Origin of the sequence: Streptomyces sp. NPDC057099 (assembly GCF_042671245.1) — a bacterium.
Classification (GTDB): domain Bacteria; phylum Actinomycetota; class Actinomycetes; order Streptomycetales; family Streptomycetaceae; genus Streptomyces; species Streptomyces purpurascens.
In genome coordinates, this window is record NZ_JBHUTX010000011.1 from 131233 (window position 1) to 152177 (window position 20945).

The 20945-nt window shown below is 71.8% G+C and carries 19 protein-coding genes and 1 tRNA gene; 8 read left to right on the forward strand and 12 right to left on the reverse strand.

Annotated elements, in window-relative coordinates; genetic code table 11:
- Nucleotides 1–30: 30 nt before the first annotated feature.
- Nucleotides 31–2259, reverse strand: a complete 2229-nt coding sequence (recG, locus tag ACFT4A_RS17590; RefSeq protein ID WP_382830985.1) for an ATP-dependent DNA helicase RecG — start codon at nucleotides 2257–2259, stop codon at nucleotides 31–33.
- Between the two features lie 189 nt (nucleotides 2260–2448).
- On the opposite strand from recG, the gene ACFT4A_RS17595 reads away from it, so the two are divergent.
- Complete coding sequence (locus tag ACFT4A_RS17595; protein WP_382831089.1) at nucleotides 2449–4287, forward strand: HSP90 family protein; 1839 nt, start codon at nucleotides 2449–2451, stop codon at nucleotides 4285–4287.
- Nucleotides 4284–7226, forward strand: a complete 2943-nt coding sequence (locus ACFT4A_RS17600) for a tetratricopeptide repeat protein (RefSeq protein ID WP_382830988.1) — start codon at nucleotides 4284–4286, stop codon at nucleotides 7224–7226. The genes ACFT4A_RS17595 and ACFT4A_RS17600 overlap by 4 nt, the downstream gene beginning before the upstream one ends.
- Before the next feature lie 36 nt (nucleotides 7227–7262).
- Here ACFT4A_RS17600 and ACFT4A_RS17605 read toward each other — a convergent pair whose 3' ends face one another.
- A complete protein-coding gene (locus ACFT4A_RS17605; RefSeq protein ID WP_382830991.1) occupies nucleotides 7263–8975 on the reverse strand; it encodes a DAK2 domain-containing protein in 1713 nt (570 codons plus the stop codon).
- A gap of 267 nt (nucleotides 8976–9242) precedes the next feature.
- On the opposite strand from ACFT4A_RS17605, the gene rpmB reads away from it, so the two are divergent.
- Nucleotides 9243–9428 carry a 50S ribosomal protein L28 gene (gene rpmB / locus ACFT4A_RS17610; RefSeq protein ID WP_004924906.1) on the forward strand — a complete coding sequence of 62 codons (186 nt, stop codon included), beginning with the start codon at nucleotides 9243–9245 and terminating at the stop codon, nucleotides 9426–9428.
- Nucleotides 9429–9546: 118 nt separating this feature from the next.
- Here rpmB and thiD read toward each other — a convergent pair whose 3' ends face one another.
- Both thiD and ACFT4A_RS17620 read right to left on the reverse strand, forming a co-directional pair.
- Complete coding sequence (thiD, locus tag ACFT4A_RS17615; protein WP_382830994.1) at nucleotides 9547–10338, reverse strand: bifunctional hydroxymethylpyrimidine kinase/phosphomethylpyrimidine kinase; 792 nt, start codon at nucleotides 10336–10338, stop codon at nucleotides 9547–9549.
- Nucleotides 10335–11300 (reverse strand): thiamine-phosphate kinase, encoded by a 966-nt coding sequence (locus ACFT4A_RS17620; RefSeq protein ID WP_184598561.1) that lies wholly within the window; start codon nucleotides 11298–11300, stop codon nucleotides 10335–10337. The genes thiD and ACFT4A_RS17620 overlap by 4 nt, the downstream gene beginning before the upstream one ends.
- Before the next feature lie 206 nt (nucleotides 11301–11506).
- Here ACFT4A_RS17620 and ACFT4A_RS17625 point away from each other — a divergent pair, with 206 nt between their 5' ends.
- Complete coding sequence (locus ACFT4A_RS17625; protein ID WP_193481916.1) at nucleotides 11507–11740, forward strand: Lrp/AsnC family transcriptional regulator; 234 nt, start codon at nucleotides 11507–11509, stop codon at nucleotides 11738–11740.
- 20 nt (nucleotides 11741–11760) lie between these two features.
- Nucleotides 11761–12279 carry a DUF3515 domain-containing protein gene (locus tag ACFT4A_RS17630; protein ID WP_382830997.1) on the forward strand — a complete coding sequence of 173 codons (519 nt, stop codon included), beginning with the start codon at nucleotides 11761–11763 and terminating at the stop codon, nucleotides 12277–12279.
- 34 nt (nucleotides 12280–12313) lie between these two features.
- On the opposite strand, the gene ACFT4A_RS17635 is transcribed toward ACFT4A_RS17630, so the two are convergent.
- Genes ACFT4A_RS17635 through ACFT4A_RS17645 form a run of 3 tightly spaced genes read right to left on the reverse strand, consistent with a single transcriptional unit; the run spans nucleotide 12314 to nucleotide 15350 of the window.
- Entirely contained in the window at nucleotides 12314–13471 is a 1158-nt protein-coding gene (locus tag ACFT4A_RS17635) for a D-alanine--D-alanine ligase family protein (RefSeq protein ID WP_382831000.1), read from the reverse strand.
- Nucleotides 13472–13530: 59 nt separating this feature from the next.
- Nucleotides 13531–14541, reverse strand: coding sequence for an NAD(P)H-dependent glycerol-3-phosphate dehydrogenase (locus tag ACFT4A_RS17640; protein ID WP_382831002.1), 1011 nt, complete (start codon nucleotides 14539–14541; stop codon nucleotides 13531–13533).
- Nucleotides 14538–15350 (reverse strand): lysophospholipid acyltransferase family protein, encoded by an 813-nt coding sequence (locus ACFT4A_RS17645; RefSeq protein WP_382831004.1) that lies wholly within the window; start codon nucleotides 15348–15350, stop codon nucleotides 14538–14540. Before ACFT4A_RS17645 ends, ACFT4A_RS17640 begins: the two co-directional genes overlap by 4 nt.
- A 158-nt stretch (nucleotides 15351–15508) precedes the next feature.
- On the opposite strand from ACFT4A_RS17645, the gene cofC reads away from it, so the two are divergent.
- Both cofC and ACFT4A_RS17655 read left to right on the forward strand, forming a co-directional pair.
- Nucleotides 15509–16147, forward strand: coding sequence for a 2-phospho-L-lactate guanylyltransferase (gene cofC / locus ACFT4A_RS17650; RefSeq protein ID WP_382831007.1), 639 nt, complete (start codon nucleotides 15509–15511; stop codon nucleotides 16145–16147).
- 9 nt (nucleotides 16148–16156) lie between these two features.
- Nucleotides 16157–16360, forward strand: coding sequence for a hypothetical protein (locus tag ACFT4A_RS17655; protein WP_184598572.1), 204 nt, complete (start codon nucleotides 16157–16159; stop codon nucleotides 16358–16360).
- A 98-nt stretch (nucleotides 16361–16458) separates the two neighbouring features.
- Here the strand turns inward: ACFT4A_RS17655 and ACFT4A_RS17660 are convergent, their stop codons facing one another.
- The 4 genes from ACFT4A_RS17660 to leuC form a co-directional block, all read right to left on the reverse strand.
- Nucleotides 16459–17100, reverse strand: coding sequence for an HU family DNA-binding protein (locus tag ACFT4A_RS17660; RefSeq protein ID WP_215118325.1), 642 nt, complete (start codon nucleotides 17098–17100; stop codon nucleotides 16459–16461).
- Between the two features lie 136 nt (nucleotides 17101–17236).
- Entirely contained in the window at nucleotides 17237–17467 is a 231-nt protein-coding gene (locus ACFT4A_RS17665) for a hypothetical protein (protein WP_215118326.1), read from the reverse strand.
- Nucleotides 17468–17744: 277 nt separating this feature from the next.
- A complete protein-coding gene (gene leuD, locus ACFT4A_RS17670) occupies nucleotides 17745–18338 on the reverse strand; it encodes a 3-isopropylmalate dehydratase small subunit (protein ID WP_382831010.1) in 594 nt (197 codons plus the stop codon).
- A gap of 5 nt (nucleotides 18339–18343) precedes the next feature.
- Nucleotides 18344–19774, reverse strand: a complete 1431-nt coding sequence (gene leuC / locus ACFT4A_RS17675; RefSeq protein ID WP_382831012.1) for a 3-isopropylmalate dehydratase large subunit — start codon at nucleotides 19772–19774, stop codon at nucleotides 18344–18346.
- Between the two features lie 196 nt (nucleotides 19775–19970).
- Between leuC and ndgR the strand changes: the two genes are divergently transcribed.
- Nucleotides 19971–20687, forward strand: a complete 717-nt coding sequence (gene ndgR / locus ACFT4A_RS17680; protein ID WP_184598579.1) for an IclR family transcriptional regulator NdgR — start codon at nucleotides 19971–19973, stop codon at nucleotides 20685–20687.
- 184 nt (nucleotides 20688–20871) lie between these two features.
- Here ndgR and ACFT4A_RS17685 read toward each other — a convergent pair.
- Nucleotides 20872–20944 (reverse strand) — tRNA-Glu (locus ACFT4A_RS17685).
- Nucleotide 20945 lies beyond the last annotated feature (1 nt).

Genomic DNA, 20945 nt, shown 5'->3' on the forward strand with positions numbered 1-20945 from the left:
TACAGCCCCGCGCCCTAGGTGCAACACCCGTCACCCCTTTTCCAAGTACTGCTCCCTCTCCTCGTCCAAGAGGGCGTCCAGCGCCGTCCGTAGTGCCGGGAGGTGCGTCAGCTCGGGGTCCCTGGCCACGACAGTCGTCGCCTCCTCCCGGGCCTCCGCGATGATCTCCTCGTCCTCGATGACCGCGAGCATCCGCAGGCTGGTCCGGGCGCCCGACTGGGCCTGGCCGAGGACGTCGCCCTCGCGGCGTTGTTCCAGGTCGATGCGGGAGAGTTCGAAGCCGTCGAGGGTGGCGGCGACGGCGTTCAGGCGCTGGCGGGCCGCGCTCGCCTCGGGCATCTCGCTGACCAGGAGGCACAGACCGGGCGCCGAGCCACGGCCGACGCGGCCGCGCAACTGGTGGAGCTGGGAGACGCCGAAACGGTCGGCGTCCATGATCACCATCACGGTGGCGTTGGGGACATTGACGCCGACCTCGATGACCGTCGTGGCGACCAGGACGTCGGTCTCCCCCGCGGCGAAGCGGCGCATGACCGCGTCCTTGTCGTCGGGCTGCATACGGCCGTGCAGGACCTCGACCCGGAGGCCTTGGAGGGGGCCCTTCGCCAGTTGGTCGGCGACCTCCAGGACGGCGAGGGGCGGGCGCTTCTCGGCGGCGTCCTCCGGGGACTCGGAGGACTTCTTCTTCCCGGACTTCTTGGGGTCGTCCTCCTCGTCGCCGATGCGCGGGCAGACGACGTACGCCTGATGGCCTTTGCCCACTTCCTCGCGGACCCGTTCCCAGGCGCGGGCCAGGAAGTGGGGCTTGTCGGCGGCCGGGACGACATGGCTGGCGATCGGTGAGCGGCCGGCCGGGAGCTGGTCGAGGACGGAGGTCTCCAGGTCGCCGAAGACCGTCATGGCCACCGTGCGGGGGATGGGCGTGGCGGTCATGACCAGGAGATGCGGGGGCTGTTTGCCCTTGCCGCGCAGGGCGTCGCGCTGCTCGACGCCGAAGCGGTGCTGTTCGTCGACCACGACCAGGCCCAGGTCGTGGAACCGCACCTTGTCCTCGATCAGCGCGTGCGTGCCGATGACGACACCGGCCTCGCCGGTGGTGAGGTCGAGCAGGGCGTGGCGGCGGGCGGCGGCCCCCATGGACCCGGTGAGCAGCACCACCTTGGTGGCCCGCTCGGCCCCGCCCAGCATGCCGCCCTCGGCCAGCTCGCCCATCATCTCGACGATCGACCTGTGGTGCTGCTGGGCCAGCACTTCGGTGGGCGCGAGCATGGCGGCCTGCCCGCCTGCGTCGACCACGGCGAGCATGGCGCGCAGGGCCACCATCGTCTTGCCCGAACCGACCTCCCCCTGGAGCAGCCGGTGCATCGGATGGTCGGTGGCCAGGTCGTCGAAGATCTCCCGGGAGACCCGCTGCTGGCCGTCGGTGAGGGTGAAGGGGAGGCGGTCGTCGAAGGAGGCGAGGAGGCCGTCGGGGGTGGGCTTGCGGGGCACCGCCGGGAGTTGGGCGTCCGCGTGGCGGCGGCGGGCGAGGGCGACCTGGAGGACGAAGGCCTCGTCCCACTTGAGGCGGGCGCGGGCGTCCTCGATGTCCGCCTTGGTGTGCGGGCGGTGGATCTTCAGCAGGGCCTCGGGGAGGGGGACCAGGCCGCGGCCCTGGCGCAGGGAGTCCGGCAGCGGGTCGAGAGCCTCCTGGGCCGTGGGCAGGACCGTCTGGAGCGCCTTGCCGATCTTCCAGGACTCCAGCTTGGCGGTGGCGGGGTAGATCGGGATCAGGGCGCCGGCCCAGGTCTCGACGGACTCATCCGGGTCGCCGCGCAGCAACTCGTAGGCCGGGTGGGCGAGTTGGAGGCGCCGGTTGAAGACGGAGACCTTGCCCGCGAACATCGCGCGCGTGCCCGGCAGGAGCTCCTTGTGGGGCTTGTGAACACCGGCGCCGAAGAAGACCAGTTGGAGGCGGCCGCTGCCGTCCGTGATGGTGACTTCGAGGCGCTGGCCCTTGCCGCGCGGGGCCTTGGCGGAGGCGAAGCTGTGCAGGCGGGCGTCGGCCACCTGGGCGACCACCGTGACGTGCTCGTCCATGGGGAGGTCGGCGAGGTGGGTGAGCTGGCCGCGCTCCTCGTATCTGCGCGGGTAATGGTGGAGCAGGTCGCCGACGGTGAGCAGGCCGAGGTGCTCGGCCATCACCTTCGCGGTGGCGGGGCCGAGCACCGACTTCAGCGGTTGTCGCAGGGGTTCTTCCAGTGCGGGCACGAGATCCATTGCACACCACGCCACTGACAATGCCGTAGAGGCCGCGGCGATCCTTGCCGGATACGTCCGGGAAATCCCTGGTCAGACGGCTGGTTCGGGCCTTAGGATGGCGCGCTCCCGGCCCTTCTTCGCGGTCACCGCCCCACCGGGACCGCCCGACCCCGCGCCGTCGCGAGTCCTCCCACCGGCGCCGTGATGATGGATTCCGAGACCTCACAGGCTTCCCAGGCACCCCGTTCGCCCCAGTCACCTCATACGTTCCAGGTCGACCTGCGTGGTCTGGTGGACCTGCTCTCCCACCACCTCTACTCCAGTCCCAAGGTGTATCTGCGCGAGCTGCTGCAGAACGCGGTGGACGCCATCACCGCCAGACGCGCGGCGGAGCCCGACGCCCCGGCCCGGGTGCGGCTGTCCGCGCAGGGCGGCACGCTGCGGGTCGAGGACACCGGCGTGGGGCTCACCGAGGAGGACGTGCACAGTCTGCTCGCCACCATCGGGCGCAGCTCCAAGCGTGCCGAGGGCCTTCAGGAGGCCCGCTCCGACTTCCTCGGGCAGTTCGGCATCGGGCTGCTGGCCTGTTTCGTCGTGGCCGAGCGGATCCGGGTGGTCAGCCGCAGCGCCCGTACGCCCGGGGCGCCGCCCGTGGAGTGGACGGCCCGGGACGACGGTTCGTACACCGTGCGGACGCTGCCGGACGCCGAGCGGCCCGAACCGGGCACCACCGTGCATCTGGTGGCCCGGGCGGGGGCGGCGGAGTGGCTCACGCCCGAGCGGGTCGCGGCCCTGGCACGGGACTTCGGGTCGCTGCTGCCGTACGACGTCCGGGTGGGCGACGAGGCGGTCACCGACCTGCCGGCGCCCTGGGACCGTTCGTATCCGAGCCCGGCATCCCGCCGCGTCGCCCTCGCCCGGCACTGCCACGACCTGTTCGGCTTCACCCCGTTGGACTCGATCGACCTGGCCGTGCCGCTGGCCGGCATCCGCGGGGTGGCGTATGTGCTGCCGTCGGCGGTCAGCCCGGCCCAGCGCGCGGGTCATCGTGTGCATCTCAAGGGCATGCTGCTGACCGAGCGGGCCGAGCAGCTGCTGCCCGACTGGGCTTTCTTCGTGCGCTGCGTGCTCGACACGGACAGCCTGCGGCCGACGGCGTCACGCGAGTCGCTGTACGAGGACGAGACCCTGGCCGCCGTACGGGAGGCGCTGGGCGAGCGCATCCGCGCGTGGCTGACGGGCCTGGCGGCCGGTGATCCGGAACGGCTGGCCGCGTTCCTGTCGGTGCACCACCTGGGTGTGAAGTCGCTGGCCCGGCACGACCGCGAGATGCTGCGCACGATGCTGCCGTGGCTGCCCTTCGAGACGAGCGACGGGCGGCTGTCCCTGGAGGAGTTCGCGCAGCGGCACCCGGTGGTGCACTTCACACGGACCGTCGAGGAGTACCGGCAGGTCGCGCCGATCGCGTCCGCGCAGGGCATCGGCGTGATCAACGGCGGTTACACGTACGACAGCGAGCTGGTGGAGGCGTTGCCCTCGGTACGGCCGGGGACCGTGGTCGCGGAGCTGGACGCGGAGACGGTGACCGCCCATCTGGACGCGGTCGACCCGGCCGAGGAGCTGGCCCTTTCGGGCTTCCTGGCGGCGGCGCGGGCCCGGCTCGACCAGCTGGGCTGCGATGTGGTGCTGCGGGCCTTCCACCCGCTCTCGGTGCCCGCGCTGCACCTCGACGACCGGGACGCCCGGCACGAACAGGCCCGGGCCGACGCCGAGGCGCAGGCCGACGACCTGTGGGCGGGCATCCTCGGCTCGCTGCGCGGCAGTGCTCCCCGCGCGCGTCTGGTGCTGAACCACCTCAACCCGCTGGTCCGCCGGATCAGCGCGCTGCGCGACCCGGAGCTGATCGGCACGGCGGCGGAGTCGCTGTACGGGCAGGCCCTGCTGATGGCGCAGCGGCCGCTGAGGCCCGCCGATTCGGCGCTGCTCAACCGCGCGTTCATCGGTCTCCTGGAGTGGGCCACGCACAGCGAGGACGGTCAGGCATGAGTGAGATCACCGACTTCGACGCCCTGCGCCGGGCGATGGCGGAGAACTCCGAGGAGCCGGAGGGTCCGGCCCGCAACGCGCGTGCGGAGGAGCTGCTGACGGCGGCCGAGAAGCTGACCGTCCCGCTCGCCGTGATCGAGGCGCTCGGGCACCAGCTGAAGGTCTACAACTACAGCTCCGAGAAGGGGAAGATGTTCGTCCCCTTCGCGCGGCTGCTGCGCCTGTGGGACGAACACCCCGAGGACTTCGACGAGTACGAGACCCACTCGCTGCACTGGGTCTTCAAGTGGGTGTCGTCCGGCATGCTCGACCAGCCGCACATCCCGCTCGCGTCGATCGAGAAGTGGCTCGGCGAGATGGAGCACCGCTACCGGCTCGCGGGGCACTCCGAGCGGGCCGTGCGCGGCGCCGAGCACAGCGTGGCCGCCCATGTCGGGGACGTCGCGCGGGCCGAGCGGGCGTACGCCGCGTGGCTGGCCGCCGACCGGGACGCCATGGCCGACTGCCACGCGTGCGAGCTGCACGGGCAGGGCTGGTGGCAGGCGGAGCTGGGCCGGGACGCGGAGGCCGTGGAGCTGTGGCGGCCGGTGCTGGAGGGCGAGTACAGCTGCGCCCACGAGCCGCACACGGTCCTCGCCTCCTCCCTGGTGCCGCTGCTGCGGCTGGGCCGCCTCGACGAGGCCCGCGCGCACCATCTGCGGGGCGTCCGGCTGGTCCGGGCCATGGAGAGCATGCGCGGCGCATACGCGGAGCACGTGGAGTTCTGCGCGCTGACCGGCAACGAGGCACGCGGTCTCGAGCTGCTCGCGGAGCGGCCCGCGTACTTCACGGACGACGGGCAGCCGCAGAGCAAGCTGGACTTCATGAGCGTGGTGGCCCTGCTCATGGACCGCCTGACCGGCCTCGGTCTCGGCGACCGGCAGGTGCCGGGCCCGGCCGGCCGGGAGTGGACCGCCCGGGAACTGGCCACGCACGCGCGTGCGGAGGCCCTGGCCCTGGCGTCGCGCTTCGACGAGCGCAACGGCACGGCCCACGTCAGCGAGCGGGCCCGCGCGCGTATGGCGCGACAACCCCTGGTGGAGCGGCTGCCGCTGGGGGTGCGGTCGGTGCGGCCGGTCCCTCCGCCCGCTCCCCCGGCCGTGACGACCGCTGTCGCCGCGCAGCCGGATCTGCCCGCTCTGCTGGCCGAGGCACGGCGGCTGTCGGACACCCTGCGGCCGGGCGCCGTGGAGGCGTGGGCGGCGGTCGCCGGGGCGGCGGAGGGCGTCGAGCTGGACCCGCGCGACCGGGCCGAGATCGCGGACCACGAGGCGATGGGCCTCGGCCCCGAGGGTGCCGTGCTCTTCGAGCGGGCCGCCGGGCTGTACGCGGAGGCGGGCGACCCGGGCGAGGCCCTGGCGGCACGCGCGCGTGCGGCGTACGTACGCGCTCTCGGGGGTGACGTGGCCGAGGCGTTCGTGGCCGTGGCCGGCCCGTACGACGAGATCCTCGCGCTGTACGCCGCCGGCGGCACGGGCCTGAGCCAGACGGCGTCCGTCGTGATGGGACGGGCCCGGATCCTGATGCGCCGGGCGCACGAGGCCGAGGGCCCCGGGACGGAGGCGGTGCTCGCCGAGGCCGAAGCCGCCGTCCGGGAGGTCCTGGCGCTCGTCGACGGGCGGACCGGGGCGGACGTACGGCTGGCCGCGCGGGCCGCCGAGGCGCAGGCGATGCTCGCCGAGCTGGCCGGACTGGCCGGGGACCTGAAGTCGGCGGCGGAGCTGTTCGCGCGCGGCGCGGCGGCGTTCGTCGCGGCCGGGCTGCCCTGGTACGCGGTGGAGTACGAGGCCCGGCTGGCCTCCCTGGCCCACCACCTCGACGACATGGCGGAGGCGGAACGGGCACTGCGGGCGGCCCTGGAGCACGGCGGGCCGCATCTGGAGGCACCCGGCCGGGCCCAGCTGCACCTCCAGCTCGCCGAGGTGACCGGCGGCCGGGGCGAGGCCGTGGAGGCCGCGGAGCACGCCCTGCAGGCCGCGCACTGGGCCGACGAGGCGGGCGAGAGCGCGACGCTGGGTGCCTGGGCACGGCAGCAGCTCGGCGGGTTCCTGCTGCGGCAGGGCCGGTGGGCCGAGGCCGCCGAGGTGCTGGAGTCGGCGCTGCCCGACCTGACCACCGAGACGCACGGCGACGGGGCGGTCGTGCAGACCCAGTGGTGGCTCGGCGACTGCCTGAGCGAACTCGGCGAACACCGCGCCGCCGCCGAACGACGTCTGCAGGCGGCCGAGATCGCCCGGCACTGGCCCGAGCAGCACGACCACGCCACCCTCGCCCACCTGGCGGGTGAGTCCCTCGGGCAGGCCGGGCTGGCCGCCGAGGCGGACCGGGCCTACACGCGCGCGGGCGACCTGTGGCGCGAACTCGGCAACACCCATGGGCTGGTCCGCTCCCTGCGCGCCCGCGCCTGGCTGGCATCGCAGGCGCCGGACGGGCTGGACGAGGCGCGCGGTCTGATGGCGAGCGCGGTCCGGGAGTGCGAGGCGGCGCGGGACACGGCCGCCGACGAGGAATCCCGGCTCCGGCTCGAAGCGGAACTAGGCCACACCCACCGGCAGTTCGGCGACCTGCTGGCCCGCTCCGCCTCCGAAGGAGTGGAAAACGCCTCGGACCGGGCCGTGTTCGAGGAGGCCCTGTCCCAAGTGGTCCGGTCGGTGGAGGTGTTCAGGGCCCTCGGGGACGGCGCCCTGCACAGCCGCACCGGCGCCGAGCTGGCCGCGGGCTGGCTGGAGGCCGACCTGGGCCGCCCCGCCGAGGCCGTGGCACGCGCGGGTGCGGTGCTGGCGGCTTACGAGGGACACGACGGCTTCGACGACACGGACGCCGACGAGGACCAGGAGGTACGGGCCAGGCGGGCGGAGGCCGGGCACATGCTCCAGTCCGTGGCGGAACGGCAGGGGTGAGTCCCGGGCCTGCTCCACGCAGACCCCGGCCTACCCCTACTCCACTCCGATGAGGAGCAGGGCTCCTTGCCGTCCGCCCCGGTACACGACCGTGTCGACGGCGAGGTACCCCTCGCGGACCCGGCCCTCCAGGTGCTCGGCGATCGCCTCGGGGACGTCGTCGCCGAGCACCAGGGTGACCATCTCGCCCCCGGCCGCGAGCATCCGGTCCAGGACGGTCTCGGCGGTGGCCGCGACGTCCGCGCCGATCACGGCCACGTCGCCGTCGATCAGGCCCAGGACGTCGCCGGCCTGGCAGATGCCGGCCATCGTCCAGGACTGGCGTTCGGCGACGGTGACCTCGGCGTAGCGGGTCGCGCCGGCCGCCGAGGTCATCGACACCACGTCCTCGTCGAAGCGGCGCTCCGGCTCGTGCACGGCCAGCGCGGCGATGCCCTGGACCGCCGAGCGGGTCGGGATGAGGGCCACGCGGATGCCCTCCGTACGCGCCTGCTCGGCCGCCGCGGCGGCGGTGTGACGCAGTTCGGCGTCGTTGGGCAGCAGCACGACCTCGCGCGCGTGGGCCCGCCGTACGGCCTGTACGAGCTCGCCGCTCGCGGGCGGCTCCCCGGGGCGTGCGAGCACGGTGGTCGCGCCGGCCTCGGCGTACAGCCCGGCCAGGCCCTCACCGGGCACGACGGCCACGACGGCGCGCTGGGCGCGCTCCCGGGGCGGCCGTTCGGCGCCGGTGGTGTGCACGTCGCCTGCGCCGAAGTGCGTGATGCGGATCCGGTAGGGCCGCCCGGCCTCGATGCCGGCCTCGACGGCGGCGCCCGCGTCGTCGACATGGACATGGACGTTCCACAGCCCGTCGCCGCCGACCACGACGAGGGAGTCCCCGAGGGCGTCGAGCCGCTCCCGCAGCCGTGCCACGGCCGGGTCCTCGGCCTCCAGGAGGTAGATCACCTCGAAGGCGGGCCCGTCCCGGTCCGCCGCGGCGGTGCTGTCGGCGCACTCGCCCGGGGTGCCGCCGACCGGGGCGGGGCCGTCGTCGGGTTCTCCGGACGCCCTGGCCCCCGGCACGCTCACCGCACCCGCCACCACCGCCCGGGGCATCTCCCCCGTGAACGTCTCCACCAGCGCCCCGAGCACCGCCACCAGCCCTCGCCCACCGGCGTCGACCACCCCGGCGCGTTCCAGGACGGGCAGCTGGCCCGGGGTCGCGGCGAGGGCCGCGCGCGCTCCCTCGTAGGCAGCCCGGGCCACCTTCCCGCAGTCGCCCTCGGCACCGTCGGCGGCGTCGGCGGCGGCCGAGGCGACCGTGAGGACGGTGCCCTCGACGGGGTGGGCCACGGCCTGGCGGGCGGAGTCGGCCGCGTGCCGCAGGGCGAGCCGCAGGCCCTGGCCATCGGCGTCGGCGGCCTCGTCGTCGGCCAGCACCTGGGCCATGCCGCGCAGCAGCTGGGCGAGGATCGTCCCGGAGTTCCCGCGGGCACCGATGAGCGCCCCGTGCGCCATCGCGCGGGCGGCGTCGGCGAGCGTCGGCCCCTCGGGGCCCGACCCCGCGGCATGGCCCGCGAACACCGCCTCGACCGCCGCGACCGCGGACTCCACGGTCAGGTAGAGGTTCGTGCCGGTGTCCCCGTCCGCCACGGGGTAGACATTGATCGCGTCGATCTCCTCACGCGCCCGCCCCAGGGTCTCGAGAGCGAGACCGCACCAGGTGCGCACCGCGAGAGCATCGAAGAATGTCTGCGGCACCTGCGCCACCGCGCCTCCCTTAGCTGCTGGACGTGGCACGCAGCGTAGTCTCCGGGGCGGTCCGGACCGGAAGTGGGCCGGGGCCGACCCCTGAGCCGCCATGGTAGTTTCGCTCTACGGGTGCAGCCGTTGTATGCTGCTCCGGTTGCCCGATCCCGATCGGGCCTTCCCCCTGGCAGCGCCACTCAGACCGGACGGCTCATTGCGAGCCCCACGATCTCGATCCCGGCATGCCGGGATTAACCGTAAGTGCATCTGAAGTCTTTGGAGTGACCCGTGGCTGCCAACTGCGACGTCTGCGGCAAGGGGCCGGGCTTCGGCAACAACATCTCGCACTCGCACCGCCGTACGCCCCGCCGCTGGAACCCGAACATCCAGCGTGTGCGTACCGTGGTGGGCGGGACGCCGAAGCGCGTGAACGCTTGCACCTCGTGCATCAAGGCCGGCAAGGTCTCGCGCTGACGCTCAGCTAGCGCGCAACCACTGCTGGTTCGCTTACAGAGCCGGTCCACCTCAGGTGGACCGGCTCTTTGGCGTGTCCGGATATCCAGGAAAGGCCGGACGGGCAAAGGCCGGACGCTCAGGACCCGGCCCGGAACCGCCAGCCGTGGTCCACCGGCCCGATGCCCCCGCCGAGCGCGAAGCCGGCCGCGACGGCCCCCGTGACGTACTCCTTGGCCGCCGTCACCGCCTCCGGCACCGACCGCCCCTTCGCGAGCCCTGAGGCGATCGCGGACGCCAGGGTGCAGCCCGTACCGTGCGTGTGCCGGTTGTCATGACGCGGCGCCCGCAGCCAGTGCTCCTCGGAGCCGTCGGTGAGCAGATCCACCGCGTCCCCGGGCAGATGCCCGCCCTTGATCAGCACCCAGCGCGGCCCGTACGCCAGCACGGCCGCCGCGGCCCGCCGCAGCTCCTCCTCCGACTCGACCCGCACCCCCGTCAGCTGGGCCACCTCGTCGAGGTTCGGCGTGGCGACCGTGGCCACCGGCAGCAGCTTCGTACGGACGGAGTCCAGCGCCGAGGCGGCGAGCAGGGAGTCGCCGTGCTTGGAGACGCCCACCGGGTCGACGACCGCCGGGGCGTCCGTCCCCGCGAGCAACTCGGCCACCGCCTCCACGAGTTCCGCGGAGGCCAGCATGCCGGTCTTGACCGCCTGGACGCCGATGTCGTCGACGACACTGCGGTACTGGGCCCGCACGGCCTCCACGGGCAGTTCCCAAGCGCCCTGCACGCCGAGGGAGTTCTGCGCGGTCACCGCCGTGACGACGCTCATGCCGTGCACGCCGAGCGCGAGCATCGTCTTCAGGTCGGCCTGGATGCCCGCGCCTCCGCCGGAGTCGGAGCCCGCCACCGTAAGGACGTTGGGGATCATGACTCTATGTCTCCGAAGTGGTCCCAGCCGCCCTTGCTGGTCCACGGCGCTCCGTCGACCGTGACCTGGGGCAGCGCCGAGGGGTTGAGGACCTCGCCGATGACCTTCCAGCGGGCGGGCAGCTTCACGTCCGACGGGAACGTGGCCACGATCGCGTGGTCCTCTCCCCCGGTCAGCACCCACTGCATGGGGTCGACGCCGACGGCCTGCCCGATGTCGTTCATCTGGGTCGGGATGTCGATCGCCCCGGAGCGGATGTCGATCCGCACCTTGCTGGCCTCGGCGATGTGCCCGAGGTCGGCGATCAGCCCGTCGCTCACATCGCACATCGCGGTCGCCCCGAGCCCGGCGGCGGCCGGACCCGCGTGATAGGGCGGCTCGGGACGCCGGTGGGCCTCCACGAACGCGCGCGGCGAGCGGAACCCCCGCGACAGCACCGCGTACCCGGCCGCCGACCAGCCCAGCCAGCCGGTCACCGCGACGAGGTCGCCGGGCTGCGCGCCCGCCCGCGTCACCGGCTCCTGGTTGCGCAGATCGCCCAGCGCCGTGATCGACACCATGATCGAGTCGCCGCGTACGACGTCACCGCCGACCACGGCGGCGCCCGCCACCTGGCATTCGTCGCGCAGGCCGTCCATCAGCTCGCTCGGCCAGGTCACCGGCAGCTCGGCCGGGACGACCAGACCGAGCAGCAGCGCGGTCGGCACGGCGCCCATGGCGGCGATGTCGGCGAGGTTCTGCGCGGCCGCCTTGCGGCCCACGTCGTAGGCCGTCGACCAGTCCCGGCGGAAGTGCCGGCCCTCCACCAGGATGTCCGTACTGGCCACGACCCTGCGGTCGGGCGCGGCCACCACGGCGGCGTCGTCGCCGGGGCCGACCCGGACCGCCGGGGTGGTGGTCAGACGGGAGGTGAGCTCCCTGATGAGCCCGAACTCACCGAGCTCACCAACAGTGCCCTTCATCGCCCTCTCTCCCCTTCTGTCCCTGTGCATGCCCGGTCGCGAGGCAACTGGGGCCTCGCTACGGTCGAAGTGACCGTCATGTTCTGCCGGATCCGCGCCCCGGCGCGCAAGACCCGGTCCCCACGGGTCTCCCCGTGGTGAGCGGCGACGCGATACCGTGGCGTTCCTTTTCCCCACATGATCCTCGTGGCCGCCCTGGAGGTTCCGTGGTACAGGCGTACATCCTGATCCAGACGGAGGTCGGCAAGGCGTCGACCGTCGCCGAGACGATCAGCAAGATCCCTGGGGTCGTCCAGGCCGAGGACGTGACGGGACCCTACGACGTCATCGTGCGGGCCCAGGCCGACACCGTCGACGATCTCGGTCGCCTGGTGGTCGCCAGGGTCCAGCAGGTGGACGGCATCACCCGCACCCTGACCTGCCCGGTCGTCCATATCTAGCCCCCGTCTACCCTGTGCCGGTGAACTCTTTCCGTCACCGGCACCCTTCTGTCTTCCGCATGTTCCGCCTGCCCGCTCTCGCGCTGTTGATCACTGTCGCGGGCTGCTCCTCAGCAGACGACAGCGCGTCGGCGGCGGTTCCCAGTCCGGGCGCCAAGGCCACGGAACTGTGCCGGAACCTGGACAAGGTACTGCCCGCGAAGGTGGACGGTGAGCGTCGCGAGGACCCCGAGCCCGCGTCGGCGCTGACGGCGGGCTGGGGCAGCCCGGCGATCATACTTCGCTGCGGTGTGCCGCAGCCGCCGAAGATGATCGACCCGAAGGTGGCGGACGGACGTGATCCGGACGCGGTCGCCGGGGGTGTGAACGGGGTGGACTGGCTGATGGAGGAGCGGGACGACGGGGGGCACGTCTTCACCACGGCCAACCGGGAGGCGTACGTGGAAGTGCGCGTGCCCGAGGGGCCGGACACCTCCGGGGTGCTGATCGATCTGGCCTCCGCAGTGAAGAAGGCGATCCCCGAGGGGATCGCCTCCTGACACCTCCTGACGCTTCCCGCGACGCGCGGTCGATTCAGCGCAGGCCCGTCGAACGGCGAAGTGCCGCCTGCACCAGGCGGTCCACCAGCTCCGGGTAGGACACCCCGCTCGCCTGCCACATCTGCGGATACATCGAGATGGGCGTGAAGCCGGGCATCGTGTTGATCTCGTTGATGACGAACTCGCCGTCCTCGGTGAGGAAGAAGTCCGCCCGGACCAGGCCCTCGCAGGACGCCGCCTCGAAGGCCTCGACCGCCAGGCGCTGGACCTCGGCCGTCTCCTCGGGCGTCAGCGGCGCGGGCACGATCCCCGGCGTCGAGTCGATGTACTTGGCCTCGAAGTCGTAGTACGCGTGCGCCTCGGGCGTGGGGATCTCGGCGGGGGCGGAGGCCCGGGGGCCGTCCTCGAACTCCAGGACGCCGCACTCGATCTCACGGCCGCGCAGCGCGGCCTCCACGAGGATCTTCGGGTCGTGCCGCTGGGCCTCGGCGATCGCCTCGTCGAGTCCGGAGAGGTCGTCGACCTTGGTGATGCCGATCGACGAACCGGCGCGCGCGGGCTTCACGAACAGCGGCCAGCCGTGCTCGCCGGCGAAGTCCACGATCCTCTTGCGGGCGGCGGTCTCGTCCCGCTCCCACTCGCGCGGGCGGACCACCACGTACGGGCCGACGCCGAGCCCGAAGGAGGTGAACACCCGCTTCATGTACTCCTTGTCCTGGCCGACGGCCGAGGAGAGCACGCCCGAACCCACGTACGGGACGCCGGAGAGCTCCAGAAGGCCCTGGAGGGTGCCGTCCTCGCCGTACGGGCCGTGCAGCACCGGGAAGACCACGTCGACCTCGCCGAGCGCCTTGGGAACCGATCCCGGCTCGCTGTAGACGACTTCGCGGTTGGCGGGGTCGACCGGGAGGATCACTCCGCCCTCGTCGGACTCGGCGAGCGCGTCGACGCTCGGCGGGCGCCGGTCGACGATCGCCATCCGCTCCGGTTCGTCCGCCGTGAGCGCCCACCGTCCGTCCTGGGTGATGCCGATCGGCAGGACGTCGTACTTGGTCCGGTCGATGGCCTTGAGGACGGCGCCGGCGGTGACCACGGAGATCCCGTGTTCGGAGCTGCGCCCGCCGAACACGACGGCCACACGCGGCTTGCGAGGCGGCTGCTCGGGGCTCTGGGGGAGGTTCTCGGTGCTCATATCGGGTTGAGAGTACCCGTTGGTAGGACGGGGATACAGCGCCCCCGGCGTCGCGTCGCTCAGCGTCGTTCGGGCTTCGCGCTGCGCGACATCAGCTCCTTGAGGGCCACGACCGGAGGCTTTCCCTCGTGCACGATGTCCACGACCGTCTCGGTGATCGGCATGTCGACTCCGTGCCGGCGGGCCAGATCCAGCACCGACTCGCAGGACTTGACGCCCTCGGCGGTCTGCTTGGTGACCGCGATGGTCTCCTGCAGCGTCATGCCCTTGCCGAGGTTGGTGCCGAAGGTGTGGTTGCGGGACAGCGGCGAGGAGCAGGTGGCCACCAGGTCGCCCAGGCCCGCGAGTCCGGAGAAGGTCAGCGGGTCGGCGCCCAGGGCCATGCCGAGCCGGGTGGTCTCGGCGAGACCGCGGGTGATGAGCGAGCCCTTGGCGTTGTCGCCGAGGCCCATGCCGTCCGCGATGCCGACGGCCAGCCCGATGACGTTCTTCACCGCGCCACCGAGTTCGCAGCCGACGACGTCCGTGTTGGTGTACGGGCGGAAGTACGGCGTGTGGCAGGCGGCCTGGAGCCGCTGGGCGACGGCCTCGTCGGTGCAGGCGACCACGGCGGCGGCCGGCATCCGCGCGGCGATCTCCCGGGCCAGGTTGGGCCCGGTGACCACGGCGATGCGGTCCGGGCCGACCTTGGCGACGTCGTCGATGACCTCGCTCATCCGCATCGCGGAGCCGAGTTCGACGCCCTTCATCAGCGACACGAGGACCGTGTTCGGGGCGAGCAGCGGGCTCCACTCGGCGAGGTTGCCGCGCAGGGTCTGCGAGGGGACCGAGAGGACCGTGAAGTCGGCGTCCGCGGCCGCTTCCGCGGGATCCGTGGTGGCCCGTACGTTCTCCGGCAGCTCGACGCCCGGGAAGTAGTCGGGATTGGTGCGGGTGGAGTTGATCGCCTCCACGAGCTCCGGACGGCGCCCCCACAGGGTGACCTCGCACCCCGCGTCGGCGAGCACCATGCCGAACGCCGTACCCCACGAACCGGCGCTCAGGACCGCCGCCTTGACCGGCTTGCTCACTTGCCCAGCCCCTCTTCCTGCGCCGACTGCACCGACTGCACCGACTGCACCGATTCCTGCCCGCCCCGCTGTGTCTGCGCCTGGGTGCGGCGCCGCTGTTCGACCCGTTCCCGGCGCGGATCGTAGGGCGTGGCGGGCGCCTTCTCCCCGCGGATCTCCTCCAGCTGACCGGTGACGGCGGCCATGATGACCTCGGTGGCTTCCTTCAGGAGGTCCGCGGTCATCTCCTGGTCGTAGAACCGCGTGAGGTCCACGGGCGGTCCGGCGAGCACGCGGTGCGTCTTGCGCGGCAGGAGGTGCGGCTTCTTCGCGTACGGCGGCAGCAGCTCGTTGCAGCCCCACTGGGCGACGGGGATCACCGGGCACTTGGTCTCCAGGGCGACGCGCGCCGCCCCGGTCTTGCCGGTCATGGGCCAGCCTTCCGGATCGCGGGTGAGCGTGCCCTCGGGATAGAAGGCGACGCATTCACCACGGTTCACGGCCTCGATCGCGGCCCGGAATGCGCTGAGCGCGTCCGTGCTCTCGCGATAGACGGGGATCTGCCCGGTGCCTCGCATCGCGGCCCCGACGAATCCGCTCTTGAAAAGCCCGCTCTTCGCGAGGAATCGCGGGACGCGCCCGGTGTTGTACTGAAAGTGCGCGTAGGCGAAAGGATCGATGTGCGAATTGTGGTTCACCGCGGTGATAAATCCACCATCAGCCGGAATGTGCTCGATTCCGCGCCAGTCCCGCCTGAGCAGAACCACCAGCGGCGGTTTGCAGATCACCGCAGCTAGGCGGTACCAGAAGCCGATTCTGCGGCGGGGCACGCGGACACCTTCCTCTAGGGCCTGAAGCGGGGGCCACGGGGGGCCGCACAAGTGTCGCCCCAGGCCGCCGGTCTGTCGAGAACACCGTACGCCCCGACCCACCCGCCGCCCGATGCCCCGGGTGACAATGACCGCGACAAGAGAGGGACGGAACACCTGTGCAGTGGACGTTGGTCGTACCCCTGAAACCCCTGGCCCAGGCCAAGAGCAGGCTTGCGGACACCGCGGACGACGGGCTGCGGCCGGGCCTGGCGCTCGCCTTCGCCCAGGACACCGTGGCGGCCGCGCTGGCCTGCCCCGCGGTCCGGGATGTGGCAGTCGTCACGGACGACGCCCGGGCGGGCCGTGAGCTGGCCGTACTCGGCGCCGCGATCATCCCCGACGAACCGGGCAGCGGCCTCAACGCCGCTCTCGCGCACGGGGCGGGGATCACAAGGTCCACTCGCCCCGGAAGTCCGGTGGCCGCACTCAACGCCGATCTGCCGGCACTGCGCCCGCCGGAATTGACCCGGGTACTCGACGCGGCGGCTGAATTCCCCCGCGCATTTCTCCCGGACGCGGCCGCAATCGGTACGACCCTGCTGGCCGCTACTCCGGGCCGTGAATTGCTCCCCGCCTTCGGTACCGATTCCCGGGCCCGGCACCGCGCCTCCGGGGCCGTGGAACTGTGCCTTGCCGACGTGGATTCCGTACGCCAGGACGTGGACACCGGCGACGACCTGCGCAACGCGCTGGCCCTGGGGGTAGGTCCCCATACGGCCGCGGCCGCCGCGCGGTTGCTGATCCCCGGGCAGTAGGCTGCGGCCATGCAGGCGACCGCGTACACGTACGACCCCGAGAGCCGCAGCGGGCAGGTGCTCCTGGACGACGGCACCCCGGTGCCCTTCGACGCGCCGGCGTTCGACGCGGGGGGTCTCAGGCTGCTGCGCCCGGGGCAGCGCGTGCGCATCGAGGTGGAAGGCGCGAAGGACGACCTCAGGATCACTCTGGTGACGCTGCAGACCCTCTGACCTCTGCTTGAACGACTCTTGAACGACCTCTGCGCGAACACGCCGCGGGCCGGACTCCATGCGGGAGTCCGGCCCGTCGCGTGTGTACCCCGGCGCCCTTACTTCTTGCGGGCGGTGGTCTTCTTGGCGGTGGTCTTGCGCGCCGTCGACTTCTTGGCGGGCGCCTTCTTGGCCGTGGCCTTCTTCGCCGGGGCCTTCTTGGCGGTGGTCTTCTTCGCGGCGGTGCTCTTGGCGGTCGCCGTGGTCTTCTTGGCGGGCGCCTTCTTCGCCGTGGTCTTCTTCGCGGCCGCCGTCTTCGTGGTCGCCTTCTTCGCCGTCGTCTTCTTGGCGGTGGTCTTCTTGGCGGCGGCCTTCTTCGCGGTCGCCTTCTTCGCGGCGGCCTTCTTGACCGTCGCGCCGGCACCGCCGGTCAGGCTGCCCTTCGGCGCCTTCTTGACCGAGACCTCGCCACCACGCGGCAGCTTCTTCGAGCCGCTGACCAGGTCCTTGAAGCCCTGACCCGCGCGGAAGCGCGGAACGGAGGTCTTCTTGACCCGAACCCGCTCGCCCGTCTGGGGGTTACGGGCGTACCGGGCCGGACGGTCGACCTTCTCGAACGAACCGAAGCCGGTGACGGAAACCCGCTCACCCGAGACGACCGCGCGGACGATGGCGTCCAGTACGTGGTCGACAGCATCGGCGGCCTGCTGGCGGCCGCCCATCTTGTCGGCAATCGCTTCTACGAGCTGCGCCTTGTTCACGTCTTCCCCTTCGGAGACATCGCCAGAACGAAAGTGTTCAAGCTTTTTCGCACGTTAGGCAGATATATACCGCAAATCAAACACGAAACGGGCTTCTCACCCTTGTGCCGCAACGAACTCGGCGGTGTCGTCCGGTTCAGCGTTCCTCGTCGGGGAGACGTCCCTCGTCGAGGTCCGCGGTGAACCGTTCCAGCCGCCTTGCCGCGTCGGCGAGATCGTGCTTGGCCGCGGCCGTAATGACCAGCAGCTTCCGGGTCAGCGCCATCCGTACGCCCTCCGGGACTTGCAGTGCGCGCACCCTTGCGTGCGCTTCCTTGAGTTGGTCCGCGACTGCCGCATAGAGCTCGAGTTGGCCGTCGTGTTCCATGCACAGATTGTGCCATCTGGGGCGAGTTGTCGCCTGCGCAGGGGACAACTACCGCCGCAAACGGCCTTCCGGGCACGCGTGGAAGTCGCGGCTTTGTACCTCGCGTACCCCGGCAACCACCTGCTTAACGTGGGAAGTTGAGCGTCGCCCTCCGGCCGGACAGGGCCGTTCGGGTGCAGACACGGCTGTACCCCCGATCGGGCTGATCGGGGGTACAGAGGGGGTGTTGCGGTGGCCGAAAGTCGCCTTGTTCAGAGGCGTCGGATCGTGCTCCGGGTCAGAGCTGGATCGTCTGCGGCTTGAACACGGGACGCGTCGCCTCGTACGCGGCGATGTCCGCCTCGTTCTGGAGGGTGATCGAGATGTCGTCGAGGCCGTTCAGCAGCCGCCAGCGGGAGTTCTCGTCCAGCTCGAACGAGGCGGTGACGCCCTCGGCGCGCACCTCGCGGGCGACCAGGTCGACGGTGATCTCGGCCTGCGGGTCCTTCTCGGCGAGCTCCATCAGCGCGTCCACGATCTTCTGCTCCAGAACCACCGTGAGCAGGCCGTTCTTGAGCGAGTTGCCGCGGAAGATGTCGGCGAAGCGGGAGGAGATCACGGTCTTGAAGCCGTAGTTCTGCAGCGCCCAGACAGCGTGCTCGCGGGAGGAGCCGGTGCCGAAGTCGGGGCCGGCGACCAGGACGGTCGCGCCCTGCCGCTCGGGCTGGTTGAGCACGAACGACGCGTCCTTGCGCCAGGCCTCGAACAGCCCGTCCTCGAACCCGTCGCGCGTGACCTTCTTGAGCCAGTGGGCGGGGATGATCTGGTCGGTGTCGACGTTGCTGCGGCGCAGCGGGACGGCCCGGCCGGTGTGGGTGGTGAAGGCTTCCATGGTTCTCAGACTCCAGCGGGCGTACGGTCGTCGGCGGCGGACAGGTCGGCCGGGGAGGCCAGGTGGCCCAGGACGGCGGTAGCGGCCGCGACCTGCGGCGACACCAGGTGCGTACGGCCGCCCTTGCCCTGCCGGCCCTCGAAGTTGCGGTTGGAGGTGGACGCGGAGCGCTCACCCGGGGCCAGCTGGTCGGGGTTCATGCCCAGACACATCGAGCAGCCCGCGTGCCGCCATTCGGCGCCGGCGTCCTTGAAGACGACGTCCAGACCCTCGGAAACGGCCTGCAGACCGACCCGCGCGGAGCCCGGGACGACCAGCATCCGTACGCCGTCGGCGACTTTGCGGTCCTTGACGATCTCGGCCGCGGCCCGCAGGTCCTCGATGCGGCCGTTGGTGCAGGAACCTACGAAGACGGTGTCCACCTTGATGGAGCGCAGCGGCTGCCCCGCCTCCAACCCCATGTACTCCAGGGCCTTTTCGGCGGCGAAGCGCTCCGATGCGTCTTCGTACGAAGCAGGGTCGGGGACGGACGCCGAAAGGGGTGCGCCCTGGCCGGGGTTGGTGCCCCAGGTGACGAACGGCGCCAGCCCGGCGGCGTCGATGACGACCTCGGCGTCGAACTCGGCGTCCTCGTCCGTCCTGAGCGTCTTCCAGTACGCGACGGCCGCGTCCCAGTCGGCGCCCTCGGGGGCGTGCGGGCGGCCCTGGAGGTAGGCGAACGTGGTCTCGTCCGGGGCGATCATGCCCGCGCGGGCACCGGCCTCGATCGACATGTTGCAGATGGTCATGCGGGCCTCCATCGAGAGCTTCTCGATGGCCTCGCCGCGGTACTCCAGGACGTAGCCCTGGCCGCCGCCGGTGCCGATCTTGGCGATGATCGCCAGGATCAGGTCCTTGGCGGTGACGCCGTCGGGCAGTTCGCCGTTGACCGTGATCGCCATGGTCTTGGGGCGGGACATCGGCAGCGTCTGGGTGGCCAGCACGTGCTCCACCTGGGAGGTGCCGATGCCGAACGCCAGCGCGCCGAAGGCGCCGTGCGTGGAGGTGTGCGAGTCGCCGCAGACGACGGTGGTGCCGGGCTGGGTCAGGCCCAGCTGCGGGCCGACGACGTGCACGACGCCCTGCTCGACGTCGCCCAGCGGGTGCAGGCGCACGCCGAACTCGGCGGCGTTCTTGCGCAGCGTCTCCAGCTGGACCCGGGAGACCGGGTCGGCGATGGGCTTGTCGATGTCGAGGGTGGGGGTGTTGTGGTCCTCGGTGGCGATGGTGAGGTCGAGGCGCCGTACCTTGCGGCCGCTCTTGCGCAGACCGTCGAAGGCCTGCGGGCTGGTCACCTCGTGCAGCAGGTGCAGATCGATGAAGAGAAGGTCGGGCTCGCCCTCGGCGCGCCGGACGACATGGTCGTCCCAGACTTTCTCCGCGAGTGTCCTACCCATCGCTGTTCCCTCCGGCCGACGACGATCCGCCGGCCCAACTAGAGATCTTGAGGAGGCGGGCCCGCGCCCCTGGATTCCGCGCATCCGCCGCCAGGCCCGTACGTCACGGGCCGTTGTGACTTCGTGTCTTCAAGAGTGGCGGGTTCCACGGAAAATTGAACTTGCGTTTCACAGAGTGAGACGCGAGTATCGTTTCATGGACAACAGTAGCGGCGTCGGCGTTCTGGACAAGGCGGCTCTCGTCTTGAGCGCTCTGGAGTCCGGTCCGGCCACCCTCGCGGGCCTGGTCGGTGCCACCGGACTGGCACGACCCACGGCCCACCGCCTGGCCGTGGCCCTGGAACACCACCGCATGGTGGCGCGCGACATGCAGGGCCGTTTCATTCTCGGCCCCCGCCTGGCAGAACTCGCGGCGGCCGCGGGTGAGGACCGTCTCCTCGCCACGGCCGGCCCGGTGCTCACGCATGTCCGTGACATCACGGGCGAGAGCGCGCAGCTCTACCGCCGCCAAGGCGACATGCGTATCTGCGTCGCCGCGGCGGAGCGTCTGTCCGGACTCCGGGACACGGTCCCGGTCGGCTCGACGCTCACGATGAAGGCCGGCTCCTCGGCGCAGATCCTGCTGGCCTGGGAGGAGCCGGAGCGGCTGCACCGGGGGCTGCAGGGCGCCCGCTTCACGGCGACGGCCCTGTCGGGCGTACGGCGCCGGGGCTGGGCCCAGTCGATCGGCGAGCGCGAGCCGGGCGTCGCGTCCGTCTCCGCACCGGTGCGGGGGCCGTCGAACCGCGTGGTGGCGGCCGTCTCCGTCTCCGGGCCGATCGAGCGTCTGACCCGTCACCCGGGGCGGATGCACGCCCAGGCCGTGATCGACGCCGCCGGGCGCCTCTCCGAGGCGCTGCGACGGACTGGCTGAACCTACGGGGTGCTCTCGGGGAAGGTCGGCCTCAACGCCGCGGCAGGCTTTCCCCGACTCAGCGCCATGACAGGGGCGGTTTCATCGTCGAGTGCGGGCCGTCAGTGGTTGTTCGCGCAGTTCCCCGCACCCCTAGGAGATACGCAGAAGGCCCCTCACCGAAGTGAGGGGCCTTCGTAGTGCGTACCCCCGACCGGATTCGAACCGGCGCTACCGCCTTGAGAGGGCGGCGTGCTAGGCCGCTACACAACGGGGGCG

Bases quoted from the DNA above. Each gene is read 5' to 3' on its own strand.
- ACFT4A_RS17595 (WP_382831089.1), top strand. From the start codon at position 2,449: ATGGATTCCGAGACCTCACAGGCTTCCCAGGCACCCCGTTCGCCCCAG.
- ACFT4A_RS17600 (WP_382830988.1), top strand. From the start codon at position 4,284: ATGAGTGAGATCACCGACTTCGACGCCCTGCGCCGGGCGATGGCGGAG.
- recG (WP_382830985.1), bottom strand. From the start codon at position 2,259: ATGGATCTCGTGCCCGCACTGGAAGAACCCCTGCGACAACCGCTGAAG.
- ACFT4A_RS17635 (WP_382831000.1), bottom strand. From the start codon at position 13,471: ATGAGCACCGAGAACCTCCCCCAGAGCCCCGAGCAGCCGCCTCGCAAG.
- ACFT4A_RS17655 (WP_184598572.1), top strand. From the start codon at position 16,157: ATGCAGGCGACCGCGTACACGTACGACCCCGAGAGCCGCAGCGGGCAG.
- leuD (WP_382831010.1), bottom strand. From the start codon at position 18,338: ATGGAAGCCTTCACCACCCACACCGGCCGGGCCGTCCCGCTGCGCCGC.
- leuC (WP_382831012.1), bottom strand. From the start codon at position 19,774: ATGGGTAGGACACTCGCGGAGAAAGTCTGGGACGACCATGTCGTCCGG.
- ACFT4A_RS17665 (WP_215118326.1), bottom strand. From the start codon at position 17,467: ATGGAACACGACGGCCAACTCGAGCTCTATGCGGCAGTCGCGGACCAA.
- ndgR (WP_184598579.1), top strand. From the start codon at position 19,971: ATGGACAACAGTAGCGGCGTCGGCGTTCTGGACAAGGCGGCTCTCGTC.
- thiD (WP_382830994.1), bottom strand. From the start codon at position 10,338: ATGATCCCCAACGTCCTTACGGTGGCGGGCTCCGACTCCGGCGGAGGC.
- ACFT4A_RS17620 (WP_184598561.1), bottom strand. From the start codon at position 11,300: ATGAAGGGCACTGTTGGTGAGCTCGGTGAGTTCGGGCTCATCAGGGAG.